This is a genomic window from Paenibacillus aurantius, assembly GCF_032268605.1.
Taxonomy (GTDB): domain Bacteria; phylum Bacillota; class Bacilli; order Paenibacillales; family NBRC-103111; genus Paenibacillus_AO; species Paenibacillus_AO aurantius.
In genome coordinates, this window is sequence record NZ_CP130318.1 from 5,354,175 (window position 1) to 5,367,787 (window position 13,613).

Consider the following 13,613-nt stretch of genomic DNA (forward strand, 5'->3'; position numbering starts at 1 on the left):
CCCTTTTCTTTGGTCAAGAGTTTCTTTGATTATCCATCTTTATCCAGTATGCGTCTATTCTAACTTGTAAAATAACTCCGGAAACATAAGCCCCATCATGACCACTCGCTCGTCCTCGTTCTTAACTTGGTAAATCCGCATCCCGCCCTCCGTTTTGCCAATTTGTTTGCCAAGCTTTAAGTCCTTATAAAAGGCCGGATTGATATACTGTTCTGGCTCCGAGATGTACGTTTTTCCACCATAACTTAATTTATGAAGAGCATATTCCGTTCCCTTAATCTTTACCGTTCTAAAATTATTTTCTTCCTGATAAACAGGCAAGCTGCTACTGCACCCATTCAAAGTAGATAGAATCACCAACCAAATCCATAAAGCTTTCCGCATTTTTCTTCTCCTTTGCTTGGAGGGAACTGGGTACCCAGAACCCCCCTTCATTATCCACTTTTACCCATAAAAAAGGAAAGATCCACAAGAGTTTACTCCAGGTGTCCTTCCCTAACTAGGAGTTTTGTAGGCGATAAATGTTTAGGAAAGTCATATTGACAGCGGTTTCACGAAAGGGTAATTTATTCTAGATGGTATACATATCGCTTAGAGACCCGCACATCAGTCCCATGTATGCTGTTACTACTCGGGAGGAGGAATTTTGTTTGAAGTGGAAATCGTTATCTAAGGTGCTGCTGTGCACTTCCTTGGCTGTTCCGGCGATGATCCCTGCCGCAGGGAACGTCTATGCCGAGGAGCAAATCGAGTATGAGCCGTTGACGGTTGCCAACGGGAGCTTTGAGCAAGCCGGACTGACCGGCTGGACGATCAGTCCGGCTCTGCCTGTGACCGGCTTAGACGTTCAGCAGCTTCAAACCAAAGCATTTTCCGGTACCAGCAGTATCAAGATCATCGACAACAACAATACGAAATCGCTCGACGTCTTCAGTGATCGCGTTCCCATAGTGGCCGGCCAGACGTACCGGATGACCGCCAAAGTCTTTGTGGAAGCGAAGAGCGTCAGGGGCTACTTGCGCTTCAAGAAGAGCGGCAGCAATACGGATTTGGCGGGCAGCGCTAACACCCAGCTTATCAGCATCCAATCGTCGGGGAACGGGTGGCAGACGATGACGATAGAAGGCAAGGCTCCGGAGGGGGCTGAGTTCGCCGAGCTTTCGTTTTATATGGGCGGCTCGGGCACCGGAACTGCCGCTTACATCGACGATGTCCGGCTGGAGCACAAGAAGGTGACGGAAGTTGCTCCCCTGGATTTGCCGTATGACGCACCTGTTCTGTTGGGAGATGCGGTGAAGATAGCCTTGTCCCAAGCAGCTGCTTATGGGACTGGCCCGGAGGGACGCAATGAACAGTATGTCACCACCGTCGGCTCGCCTGTGGCCTTTCATGTGGTGGATGCCGTTACCGGGGAGAAGCTTTTCTCTCAAGACCTGCCTTCTTCCGATACGGTATGGGGACTCACCAAGGCAGCGGATGGGAACCTTTATTTCTGCTCCAATGGCGAGCTTTACCGCTACCTGGTCAATGAGCGTCGTATTGAAGCGCTGGGGCAGAACCCCTCCAACAAGCAAGTATTTGACCTGAAAGCCAGCTCGGACGGCAAGCTGTACGGCTCCACCTATTCCAATGTCAATCTGGGCCGGGTGTTCGAATACGACATTGCCACCGCCACCTTCCGTGACATGGGTGTTATGAAAGAAGGCCAGCAGTACGCACGCGGCCTGGGTGTCACCGACAAGTACGTATACGTCGGCATTGGCACTACGTCTTACGTGGTCCGGTACGACCGGAGCACCGGCGAGATTACGGATATCCCCATCCCGGGCGTATCCGGCACCTCCGGCACGCTGTCCGAAATCAACATCTACGGCGGCAAGCTGCTCGTCTACGGAGGCTCCAAGCTTCATGTGCTCGACGAAGCGACCGGCGTCTTTATCCGAACGATCGATTTCCAAACCAAGGTATCTCCGCCCTCTCCTTATAATTCGGATCTGGTTTACTACAAGCTTCAAGGGGACCTGTATTCTTACAATCTGGCAACCGACACGATTGCCAAGGTAGAAGGCATTCCGGAGCTTCCGGACGATACGGCCGTCAAGGCCCACGCCTGGATCACCCCGACTTCCGGTAAGTTTGCCGGCAAGCAGGTACTTGCTGGCATGGCCGCCTTTGGCGAATCGTTCCTGTACGACCCGGTTTCCAATCAGTATGAAGAGCATCTGGCTCAGGTCCCGCCTTCTCCTGCCAGTACGAATTCGCTGGCTGCCCACGGAGACTATGTGTATACCGGCGGCTACCAGCGCGGCATGAGCATCTATGACACGAAGAGCGGCTCTTTTATTTATAACAACCAGGGCTTCCATCAACCGGAAGGCATCGGCTTCCTGAATGACATCGTCTACTTCGGCACGTACACCGGCGCCAAAATGTACCGGCTGGATATGACCAAGCCGTTGAATGCTTCAGAGCTCGTCACCGGCAATCCGGGCCTGGCGGCCGATCTGGAGGACGAGCAGGACCGGCCCTTCACGATGACGAGCGGCGACGGGCAGCTGTTCATCGGGACGTTCCCGACCTACGGCAAGCTGGGCGGCGCCCTGACGATTCTCAAGGAGCAGCCGGCCGCAGACGGATCGGGAGGCGTAAGCATCCAGACGGAAACCTTCCGCAATCTCGTTCCGAACCAAAGCTTGTTCGGCTTGGCTTACCACAACGGCAAGGTGTACGGCGGCACCTCCCGCCTGGGGGGTCTTGGAATCGAACCTACCGAGACGGAAGCGAAAATGTTCGTCTTCGATACGGCCACCAAGCAGCTGTCGACCACTCCGTTTGTGCCGAGCATTCCGGGCGTTACCGGCAAGCTCAATGTCATTGGAGAGCTGTCGATCGGCCCCGACGGGCTGCTGTGGGGAATTGCGGATGAAACAATAAACAAAGCGGACGGATCCGTCAGCCATTACAACGCCGTCTTGTTCGCTATGAATCCGGACACCCTGCAGGTCGTCAAGAGCAAGATCGTCACCCAGTCGCCATTCAATACGAGCAAATACCGGCCTTATTACCTGCACTGGGGGCCGGACGGCCTGCTGTACACGACCATCGGCCGCCAGCTTTTTGCCGTCGATCCTTCCGACCTCCGGACGAAGCAGATGGTTTCCGGCACCGTTAACCTGATGACGCTCGGTCCGGATGGCAGCATTTACTACACGGTCGGCTCCAAGCTGTACAAAATCCCGGTAAAGATTGACCATGCCACCATCCAGGCTGCGAATTCACAGCTGTATGCCGGTGAGAACACTGCGCTCTCCTCCGAGGTCTGGCTCGTGAACGGCCAAAAAGCGGCTTGGAACGGAGCGGCCGTCTCGTACGTGTCTAGCAATCCGGAAGTGGCCTCCGTGGATGGCAAGCAGCAGCTTCATGCGAACTCTGCCGGAACAGTGGAGATTCGTGCTCAGATCACACTGGACGGCCGTACGGTCACCTCCGATCCGGTTTCCGTCCGTGTCTATCCGAACCGGTTTTCCGGCTTGATGTTTAACCCCGGCGGTCACGTGAAGGGCATGCTGAGCTTCGACACCCTGCAAAAGGGCCATGTCGTCAAAGTCGAGCTCCACGGCCCGAACGGCTTGATCGCGACGGAGACGGTCTCCGTCGACAAAACGGACCCTGGCGCTTCCGATGCTCCCGAGTACGACTTCTCCTTCAAGCCCAAGGATGTGGATTCGAACGCAGATCGCATCCAGCTGAAAGCATTCCGGGACGGTGAGCTGGTCAGCCTGTCTCCTTGGATGCCCCGTTCCGCTCCAGGTAATCCGTGACCAAGCGGTAATCCGTTTGGTTAGGACCCTGGAACAAGGCTATATTTCTAAACAAGGACCAACAACAAAAGGCGGCGCTGGTGTTCCCGGCGCTGCCTTATTTTTTCGATTAGGGCTGCCTTCCCCGGCAGTCTGTTGATGTCAGACCGTGGTCTGCAAATGACCCTTTAACTCATGCAAAGTCGAGATCATTCGTGGAAAAGATTTGTCCTTACCTTCCTTCCCTCTGTTTAACCATACACCTCGTATCTTAAGAGCTTCACAAGGTTCGATGTCGGAATCATAATCGTCTCCAATGTAGGTAAGCTCTTTAAGTTTACGTCCGGCGAGCTCCGCGGCCCCCTCGAAAATTCGGGGATGGGGCTTCGAATATCCGACGTCCCCGGAGGCGACCACGATTTCAAAATAATCCGCGATCCCCATCCGGTCAAGCTTCTGCCGCTGCTGGGTCCGATCCCCGTTGGTTATAACCCCAAGCCGGTTTCCTTTCAAGGCTTCCAGGCACGGAATGACATCGTCAAACGGTTTCCAATGGGTCTCGAAGCTCCTTACATATCACTGAAAATACTCCGCCGCTGCCTCATCCTCAAGCCCTTCAGCCAATTCTTTATGCGTTCGATTTGCTGCTGGCGGAAGGTCAGTTCTCCTTGTAAGAACCGGATATAATGCTTCTTCCCGATCTGACACCACTCTTGATAGAACTCCATCAGATCCACGGTCAAGCCAAGATTAGAACCATGCTCCAGATGAAAGGCCTGAACACCCCGAAACTCCGCCCCTTTAAAATCCAGTAACGTTCCATCCAGATCAAAGAAAATCATATGCCCTCCCGGGTTAAAAATCTTTTCTCTATAAATTCGACGAAAGCGTAGGACTCCCTTTTTGGGGAAGACACCGGGAGGCCAAGAGGCCCCCGCCGGTCATGATAGCTTGCTTTTCCCAAAAGTCGGTTTCAAAAAATAGGATTGACAATAAATGGGTTCAGGCATATTCTATTTTTGAGTGAATAATTCACTCATTAAAAAAACACTGAAACAATAAGGAGAGGAATTATGAGCAAAACCAATGTCTTGCCGGATCTCTTGATGAGGACGTTCAATCAGCGTAAAAACGCCCGCACGCTTCGTTTGACCTCACCGGACGGAATCGCGGAGAACCGGTATGTCTTAATCGGAGGCATCGAACAATGGATCTCGATACGCGGGGAAGATCGCCGCAATCCCATTCTCCTCCTCATCCACGGGGGTCCGGCCTCCTCTTATTCCATCTTCAGCCCCTTGCTTCGCTCGTGGGAGAAGCATTTTACGATCGTGCAGTGGGACCAGCGCGGAGCGGGCAAAACTTTTGGAAAGCACGGCAGGGAGGGCACCGGGGCGATCTCCTTCGATCGGCTCGTGCAGGATGGGATCGAAGTGGCACAATACTTGCTTAACGCGCTTCAGCAGGACAAATTGATTCTTCTCGGCAGCTCGGTGGGGAGCGTCATCGGGATGCAGATGGCCAAACGCCGGCCAGAGCTGTTCCATGCCTATGTGGGGACGGACCAGAACGTCGGCATCGAAGGTCACCGGCTGTCGTACCGGCTGAATTTGGAGGGGCTCCGCAAGGCCCGCTGCGTCAAAGGCATCCGGCTCTTCGAGCAAATCGGGCCCGACCCTTCCCTGTGGAGCCTGGAGGAGTTCGACCGCAAGAATCGCTGGATGGTCAAAGTCATCACGCCCGCTCCCAACATGATCATGGATCTCATCCTGCCTTCTATGCTGGCTTCGCCGATCCATTCCTTCCGGGACATTCTCGATTATTTCAAAGGAATGAACTACTCGCTCGAGCAGCTTTATGACGAATTGATCTCGTTTGACGCCCGCAAGCTCGGAACCCGGTACGAGCTCCCGTATTTTATCTTCCAGGGCGATACCGATTGGGTTACGCCGGTTGAGACAGCGCAAAGCTTTTTCGAGGACATCGAGGCGCCTCACAAGGAATTCGCCCTCGTTCCGAATGCCGGGCATCTCGCCTGTTTTGCCCGCCCCGAACCGTTTCTCGAGCTGTTGCTCCATCGCGTCCTCCCTGTGATCCAGACGTCCGGACCGCCGCTAACGGGGGCTTGCCCGATCCCGCATGTGATATAATGGGAGCAACATTATCCAAGAACGGAGCTTGAGTCCATGTCTCCTTTAACCAAACAGCAATTGGATCAAATCCGTGACGAACGCACCCGACAGATCAAGCAAGCGGCGCTGAAGGTTTTTGCCCGTCACGGATTCCTCCGCACGAAGACGAGCATGATCGCTTCGGCCGCGGGCATTAGCGAGGGCCTCATTTACCGCTACTTCGAATCCAAAGACAGGCTCTTCACGACGATCGTCCAAGAGCTGATGGAAGCCGCAGAGAGCGAAATCGACGACAGCCGCCAGCTGCCCGGGACCCCCTACGAGCAGATTAAGGCGCTGACTCGGAATATGCTGGACGAAGAGAACAAATTCGCCTTCATGCTCGTTCTCCAAGCGCGAAAGTCGAACGGTCTCCAGCCGGAGCTTGCTCAAATCCTCGAACACTATTCCGTCGATTCGATGATCGATCGTCTCCTGCCCCTCGTCGTGCAGGGCCAGGAGACCGGCCAATTCGCAGCGGGGGATCCCCGGCAGCTGCTTTGCTGGTACTTCTCCGTTGTCAACAGTCTCATCCTGCAGGAACAAGGGGACGAGGAATATGGGTTCCCGGACGTGGACGTCCTCCTGCGAATGCTGACCAAATAAAAAAGAACCGCAATCGCATGCGGTTCTTTTATCGCCTTATGACACCCGGTCGGAAGAAGCTATTAAAAAATACTATCCGAAACGTAATAAATCTTCTGGGTATTCTGCTTATTGACCGGGTCGGTCACGATCGTGAAATACACATTGCCATTCTTCGTTTGGACCCCTTCGATTTCGTGGGTTCCCACATTGGTTATCTTCACGAGCGTCTGGTAGGCTCCGGTGTTGGACATCCTGGCGATCTGCGGGGTATCTCCTTCCGCGCCGCCGGACGTATAAATTTCCGTTTTATCCAGCATATCCAGGCCTTGGAAGGAACCGTTCGGCCGGACGATATCGCTGCCGGACTGGGTAAAGCTCGTGATGCAGGCACTGGCCGCCGCCGCACTGTCCAATCTTACCTGGTCGGTGCTGTCCAGCAGCTGGTTCAGGGCCACCGTATCGTAAATGGACCATGTGACCGTTCCCTCTTTCGTTTGGACGCGGAAAATGGTGTAGAGGCTGTTGCCGCCCCCATCCACCCGGTAGGTCTCTCCTAATCTTGTTCCGGTCTCATTCGCATAATTCATATAGGTGAAGCGGTGAAGATCGGAATAATCCACCGTCGTGCCGGGAGAGTATTGAAGCCGGGCTACCTGGAGCGACCAGTTGTACGTCGTGGTAGGGTCCGCTTTGGAGCTGAAATAGAAGTAGTTGATATTGTTGTAGGTGTACATATCCAGCGTTTGGCAGTGGCCGGAGTTGGTAACGGTCATTTCATCCACGTATGTAGCGTCCGTTCCGTTAATAAGCAGCCGGGATAGATAGCACGTTCCTCCGGAACGCTGGGTTACGTAAACATAAGTGGAAGCTATGTAAGCCTTCTGGACAGCCACGTTATGCTTAAGCCCTTTAAGATTGTAGGCCAAGGTGGCGGAAGCGCTTACCGTTTTGGCAGGCGTAGCGGCAAATGCGGGCATGACCGACATACCGAGCAGAAGAACGGTGAGAATAAAGGATGTAAGCATTTTCCGTTTCCGTTTTGGTAACATGCGGATCCCTCCATATGGTTGGACTGATACCCCTGAATTTCATGCTTCGTTCCATAAGCTCCATGATTCTACCGGCTAGGACCACCTCCTTAATGGAATCCTCGTTACATTCAACGTGCCGGATCGTTATTTTCTAACGGGGGTCTCGTTAAAATTTCGGTTCATGCGGTAAAGGCCGCCGAGCTTTAACCGGCAGCCTGTAGTGGTATTATTTCTATTGAGCCCCGTTAGGATGAACCAGGGATTAAAAGATACTATCCGCTACGTAATAAATTTTCTGGGTGTTCTGCTTGTTGACCGGGTCGGTCACGATCGTGAAATACACTTTGCCATTCTTGGTTTGAACCCCTTCAATTTCGTGGGTTCCGACATTGGTTATCTTCACAAGGGTCTTGTAGGCACCGCTGTTCGACATCTTGGCGATCTTAGGGGTCTGCCCTTCCGCTCCGCCAGACGTATAGATTTCCGTCTTATCGAGCATATCCAGACCTTGGAAGGAACCATTGGGCCGGATGATATTGCTGCCAGACTGCGTAAAGCTGGTGATGCAGGCGCTCTTTGCCGCGGCACTGTCCAGTCTTACCTGTTCGTTGCTGTCCAGCAGCCGGTTCAAGGCTACCGTATCATAAATGGACCAAGTGACCGTTCCCTCTTTCGTTTGGACACGGAAAATGGTATAGAGGCTGTTGCCGCCTCCATCTACCCGATACGTCTCCCCTAATCTTGTGCCGGATTTATTCGCGTAATTCATATAGGTGAACCGGTGAAGATCCGTATAATCCACCGTCGCGCCGGGCGAGTACTTAAGTCTGGCTACCTGGAGCGACCAATTATAATCGGTGGAGGGATCCGCTTTGGAACTGAAATAGAAATAGTTGGTATCCTTGTAGGTATACATATCCAAGGTCTGGCAATGGCCGGTGTTGGTAACCTTCATTTCATCCACATAGTTCGCGTCGTTTCCGTTAATCCGCAATCGGGAAAGATAGCACGTTCCTCCGGACCGCTGGGTTACGTAAACATAAGTGGAAGCAATGTAGGCTTTCTGGACGGCCGCATTATGCTTAAGCCCTTTGAGATTATAGGCCAGGTGAGCGGAAGCGTTTACCGTTTTGGCAGGCGAAGCGGCAAAGACGGGCATGACCGACATACCGAACAGAAGAATGGCGATAACAAACGATGTAAGCATTTTCAATTTCCGGTTTGGCAACATATGTCCCTCCATTATGATTGGAATAATTATCCTTACCCTTTGCTCCTTAGTCTTAATCCACGAGCTCATAACGTAATGACGATCGAAACCGCTATCCCCCCAACCGAAATCCAAAACAGGCAGGACCTTAGCATTCGACCTGCGAATGACATTTGATGCTCGATGATTTTCTTATGATCATGTTCCAGTTGCAAATCCGTTATACTGCCGGCCGTTGGATTCCTCAAGTCATGATTGGTGAATCCTCTGCGTCCCAGCCCATTTAATAAGCAGGTCAGGATCAAAAGCAGCATCGATCCCATAAACAAGTAATTGGATAATTTGACTACCACTCTCCCCTCCTTCCAGCTGTTTCTACTAACACTTCTATAAACGGTTTAACTTTACGCTTTCTGACGAAGGATTAGACCATTGCGCGCACTAGAGTCTTTTCGAAAAGCGAAACCCGGTGACCGTGTAATCTGACTGTTTATAGAATCGGTGTGCATGTTCCCGTTCCGGTCTGCTGCCGCTGGTGAGGACCATTGCTCCGCCTTCAGTCTTTTTTCCATCTGTTCCTTGGAGGAAGCATGACCCAGGTCCGCCATCAGCCCGGTTACCTCGTCCAAATCCCTTGGGGTAAACTCTCGGATCTTTATCATTGTTAGTCACCGCTCTTATTGAAATTGGAATGGCCACTAATTAAACAAAGACAAGGGATAAGCCGTTCCAGCCAAGAGGTTCTCCGCGATCTGCCTAATAACAGCCTCTCCCCGAAGCTCGTACCGGCCCGGAATCAACAGCTCCGACAGCGTAACCCACTGGCTGTCACGGATCATTCCCTCTTCCAATTGGAGAGAACCCCCTGTAATCTTACCGATAAAATGAAACATCACGACATGATGATTCGTGCTGCTAATAAACGAGTAAACGCCGGTCGTTCCCATCAGTTCGACTAGATAACCGGTTTCCTCCTCTACTTCTCTTAGTGCGGCAGCCCGAATATCCTCCCCTGGCTCCAAACATCCACCGGGAAAATTCCATTGGTTGCGAACCTCGGGTTTGTTTTCTTGCAGGATGAGGACCTTATCGTCTTGAAGAATGGATACACTTGCAACCAATACAGTTCCGGATGGGTTCATCGACATAGTCTCCTCTTTAGTTTCTTACCTGACTTCCTTCCTCCTTAGACTGTTGCCCTCTCTACACCCTATCCCCCTTCAGGCTCCAGATTTTTCACCAACTGAAGGGCTCCACTCAGCCAGAGCTCGGTATATTCCTTTCCCCTGCTAAACCCGTGTCTCTCATAAAAATCCACCGTCCGCTGATAGGCTGGCTTCACGCGAGGCGGTACCGTTAAGGCAACGATTCTCGTAAAACCCATCTGCCTAACATGCTCGAACAAATAGAGCAGCAAGCTGGACCCAAATCCCTTGCGATGGAACGCAGGATCAACAGCCATCAAAGATATGGCGATGGTGCCTTCCGTGCTCGTAAACATGAGAAAAGCGGCAAGGTGTCCATCCCTCTCCGCGCAAAGCACATTTTGAAACATCAGATCCTTGCAGGCGTCCTGCCCAACATCCTCTGTAAACCACTCTCCAGTCAAGGAGTGAATCAACGTCGTTATTTTATGTACGACCGGGTGACCCGATCTAGCAGGTCTTTCATATAGGTTAATCGAAAAATCCATCTTTCCTCCTATGTCCTCAAAAATCTCCGTTCCCGTAATTCCCGATACGTGTCGGTAAAACAGTCATAGATTTGGTGACAATTCCTCTTGCCAAACCCTTCCCCTTCCTCTTCCGTTCCAAAATGGGCCGGGAGAACCTCCCTTTTTCGATACTTGTCCCCATGGAAAAGAGGACAGGGTCATTTAAAATCGATTTACTAGTACCTTATCCGCAAAAGAAGTTCTGCTTCCCTATTGATTTTCGCGCGCATATAGAGGTTTTCTCGCCAACAAAGTTACCGGATAAGGCACTAGCTAGATTCTCCGTCGCACCGTTTCCTCTTTCATCAAGACTATTCCATGTGCCGAAAGGAGACAAGTCATTTGAAAATGAAAACGTTTTTATCGCGGGTAACCGGATCTGCTTTGGTCCTCCTCCTGCTCGCCGGCAATCTCGTAACAGCAGCACCAGCGGAAAAGCATTCCTATCTGGTAGGCCTCACCCCCGGCGTTTCCCCAAAAGCTCTGGCCGCCCCGGGTATTGAGCTGAAAGAGCAATGGGACAAGCTGGGCGCCGTTCGGATTGTAGCCTCGGCGGCAGCCGCCAAAGGGCTGGAGAACAATCCCCGTGTCAGCTATGTGGAAGAAGACCGCCCTGTCTACGCCAGCAGCACGGGAACCTCTTATACGGATGGGGAATATACTTGGGGCTTGCAGGCCGTTAACGCCGCCGAAGCCTGGAACCTGAACGCAACGGGACAATCGATCAAGGTATGCGTACTCGATACGGGAATCGATTACAGCCACCCTGAATTCACCCGCGGCGGCGTTTCGGTTATAAAGGGAAGTCAAAACTTCGTCAACGACGGTCATCGGGACGCCACCGACGGATTCGGGCACGGCACCCACGTTGCGGGAACCATTGCCGGCCAGACCAGCAGCAGCGGAAGCCGGATTGGAGTGGCACCCGGAGTCGACCTCTATGTAGCTAGAGTGCTGGGTGACGATGGCAGTGGAACCACCAGCGGAATTATCAATGGCCTGAATTGGTGCCAGCAAAATGGGGCGAATGTAGCCAACCTCTCGTTAGGAAGTGACCGAGGCTCCCGAACGGAGGAAAAGGCTTTTGATCAGGCTTATCAAAACGGGATGCTAAGCATCGCCGCAAGCGGTAACGACGGAGGCCGGGTCGGCTACCCCGCTCATTACAGTTCCGTAGCAGCCGTAGGAGCCGTCGACAGCGGCCTGCAGCTTGCCGGATTCTCCAATTACGGCAGGGAGCAGGAACTGGTAGCGCCGGGTGTCGGAACCCTATCGAGCGTACCACGGGGAACGGGCATCCGCAGTTCGGTCAAAGAAGGGCAGAACGGAACCGAAACCGGCTACAAAAGCATCGGGCTTGAATACTCGGCTTACGGCAATGTAACAGGTCCTCTGGTCGAATGCGGCTTGGCCGACACGGCAGCCTCGTGCAGCGGAAAGCCGCAGACCGGAGCGTGGATCGCCTTGATCAACCGGGGGAGCAACGCCTTCTCCGAAAAGATTCAGAATGTCATGAACCAGGGAGCATCGGCCGCCATCATCGTCAACAATGACACGGCAAGCACCGATGATCCGGGCAGCTTTACCTTGGGAAGCGCCGCAGCTTGGATACCCGCCGTTTCCGTCTCTTATAACAGTGGGAATTCGATTCGGGCCTCCGGTCTCGGTACCGGGAATGTCACGGTTTCCCAATGGGATTACAGCTATTACGAGGGAACTTCGATGGCCACACCGCATGTCTCGGCGGTAGCCGCCCTTGCCTGGTCCGCCAATCCGAAGCTGACCAACGATCAAATCCGTTCCCTTCTGCAGAAGTCATCTAAAGACCTGGGTAAGACCGGATGGGATTCCAGCTACGGATACGGTCTCGTCCAAGCCGATGCCGCGGTGAAGTTAGCCGTTACCCCATAAATCGCTAAAGAACTCACGATGACAGGAGTCTTCCTTCCTGCTCACCATGAGTTCTTTTCTTTTCGCCTAAACCTCGGTTAATCCATAAAGACGACGATCTTTCCTTTCGCGCGGCCTTCTCCGAAATACCGAAGCGCATGGGCAGCCTCACTTAAGGAATACCTCCGATCCAGGACGGGCGTGATCTTGCCGGCTTCGACAAGCGTCTTCCAGACCAACTGATCGGCATGGTTCGGTTTATGGACGAGCACCGATACTTTCTTCTTTTCCAGCCAAGCGGCCAGCGGTGCCGCCAACAAGGTCTGCAAGATACGAAGGAGAGAGCCGCCGACCATGACATACGTGCCTCCCGGCTTAAGCGCGCGTTTCAGCGCGAAAACAGACCGATTACCGACGACATCGAGAATCAGGTCGTATTGCTGTCCACTATTGGTGAAGTCTTCCTTCGTATAATCCCAAACATGCTCCGCTCCGAGGGAAAGCAGCATATCCCTTTTCTCGGCGTTATCCACACCGGTCACTTCTACTCCAAGCAAACGGGCATATTGGATCCCGAATGTTCCGACACCGCCCCCCGCGCCATTAATCAGAACCCGTTGTCCCTTCTTAAGCTTTCCTTTATCCCGTAATCCCTGTAAGGCCAGAACGGCTGCCTGGGGAATAGCCGCCGCTTGCTCGAAGCTTACTCCATTCGGTTTTGGCGTCAAGGCCTCCTCATGTGCGCATACATATTCCGCAAATCCGCCCCATCCACAACCAGAAAGGTCTCCGAATACTTCGTCCCCCAGTTGAAAACGACTAACGGCGGAGCCTACGTCGACTACCCGTCCCGCGACGTCTGCCCCCAAGATGCGGTAACGGGGCTTACGAAGTCCTCCCAGCCGGTTTATGTACGGTTTACCGCGCAGGAGATCCCAATCCCAGGAGTTCACCGATGCGGCATGCACCGCAATCAGCACCTCGTGGTCCTTAGGTGTAGGGACGTCTACCTCTTTAATTCGGAGAACATCCGGCGTTCCGTAATTTTCATAGACCAGCGCCCGCATCGTGCGAACTCCTGGGTTCCCCCAATGTTCGGGAGCCTTTGTCTCTGTCCTCATCGTCGACCCCCTCCTTCCTCTCATCGTAGGTTTATAAACGTTGTATACCTGGGTTAGGTTTCGCTTCTATGGCTTACGCGCCGACGCC

The 13,613-nt window shown here is 53.0% G+C and carries 11 protein-coding genes and 1 pseudogene; 4 read left to right on the forward strand and 8 right to left on the reverse strand.

The window, feature by feature from the left end; all coding sequences use genetic code 11:
* Nucleotides 1-54: 54 nt before the first annotated feature.
* A complete protein-coding gene (locus MJA45_RS24170; RefSeq protein ID WP_315604455.1) occupies nucleotides 55-384 on the reverse strand; it encodes a hypothetical protein in 330 nt (109 codons plus the stop codon).
* Between the two features lie 266 nt (nucleotides 385-650).
* On the opposite strand from MJA45_RS24170, the gene MJA45_RS24175 reads away from it, so the two are divergent.
* The gene (locus tag MJA45_RS24175) at nucleotides 651-3,821 is read left to right on the forward strand and encodes a hypothetical protein (RefSeq protein ID WP_315604456.1); all 3,171 of its coding nucleotides are present in this window, start codon (nucleotides 651-653) and stop codon (nucleotides 3,819-3,821) included.
* Between the two features lie 141 nt (nucleotides 3,822-3,962).
* Here MJA45_RS24175 and MJA45_RS24180 read toward each other — a convergent pair.
* Nucleotides 3,963-4,358, reverse strand: a pseudogene (locus tag MJA45_RS24180) (HAD family hydrolase); the annotation flags it as partial.
* An 11-nt stretch (nucleotides 4,359-4,369) separates the two neighbouring features.
* Nucleotides 4,370-4,642: an HAD family hydrolase gene (locus MJA45_RS24185; protein ID WP_315604458.1), complete on the reverse strand. Its 273-nt coding sequence runs from the start codon at nucleotides 4,640-4,642 to the stop codon at nucleotides 4,370-4,372.
* Between the two features lie 231 nt (nucleotides 4,643-4,873).
* On the opposite strand from MJA45_RS24185, the gene MJA45_RS24190 reads away from it, so the two are divergent.
* Entirely contained in the window at nucleotides 4,874-5,950 is a 1,077-nt protein-coding gene (locus MJA45_RS24190) for an alpha/beta fold hydrolase (protein ID WP_315604459.1), read from the forward strand.
* Between the two features lie 36 nt (nucleotides 5,951-5,986).
* A complete protein-coding gene (locus tag MJA45_RS24195; protein WP_315604460.1) occupies nucleotides 5,987-6,577 on the forward strand; it encodes a TetR/AcrR family transcriptional regulator in 591 nt (196 codons plus the stop codon).
* Between the two features lie 62 nt (nucleotides 6,578-6,639).
* Here the strand turns inward: MJA45_RS24195 and MJA45_RS24200 are convergent, their stop codons facing one another.
* The 4 genes from MJA45_RS24200 to MJA45_RS24215 all read right to left on the reverse strand — a co-directional run bounded on the left by MJA45_RS24200 (nucleotide 6,640) and on the right by MJA45_RS24215 (nucleotide 10,493).
* Nucleotides 6,640-7,608 (reverse strand): helveticin J family class III bacteriocin, encoded by a 969-nt coding sequence (locus MJA45_RS24200; RefSeq protein ID WP_315604461.1) that lies wholly within the window; start codon nucleotides 7,606-7,608, stop codon nucleotides 6,640-6,642.
* A 244-nt stretch (nucleotides 7,609-7,852) separates the two neighbouring features.
* Nucleotides 7,853-8,797, reverse strand: coding sequence for a phage baseplate protein (locus MJA45_RS24205; RefSeq protein WP_315604462.1), 945 nt, complete (start codon nucleotides 8,795-8,797; stop codon nucleotides 7,853-7,855).
* 701 nt (nucleotides 8,798-9,498) lie between these two features.
* Complete coding sequence (locus MJA45_RS24210) at nucleotides 9,499-9,942, reverse strand: NUDIX hydrolase (protein ID WP_315604463.1); 444 nt, start codon at nucleotides 9,940-9,942, stop codon at nucleotides 9,499-9,501.
* A gap of 68 nt (nucleotides 9,943-10,010) precedes the next feature.
* On the reverse strand, nucleotides 10,011-10,493 hold the full coding sequence (locus MJA45_RS24215; protein ID WP_315604464.1) for a GNAT family N-acetyltransferase: 483 nt from the start codon (nucleotides 10,491-10,493) through the stop codon (nucleotides 10,011-10,013).
* A gap of 369 nt (nucleotides 10,494-10,862) precedes the next feature.
* Here MJA45_RS24215 and MJA45_RS24220 point away from each other — a divergent pair, with 369 nt between their 5' ends.
* Complete coding sequence (locus MJA45_RS24220; protein WP_315604465.1) at nucleotides 10,863-12,425, forward strand: S8 family serine peptidase; 1,563 nt, start codon at nucleotides 10,863-10,865, stop codon at nucleotides 12,423-12,425.
* Between the two features lie 77 nt (nucleotides 12,426-12,502).
* Here the strand turns inward: MJA45_RS24220 and MJA45_RS24225 are convergent, their stop codons facing one another.
* On the reverse strand, nucleotides 12,503-13,525 hold the full coding sequence (locus tag MJA45_RS24225; protein ID WP_315604466.1) for an NAD(P)-dependent alcohol dehydrogenase: 1,023 nt from the start codon (nucleotides 13,523-13,525) through the stop codon (nucleotides 12,503-12,505).
* Nucleotides 13,526-13,613: the final 88 nt, after the last annotated feature.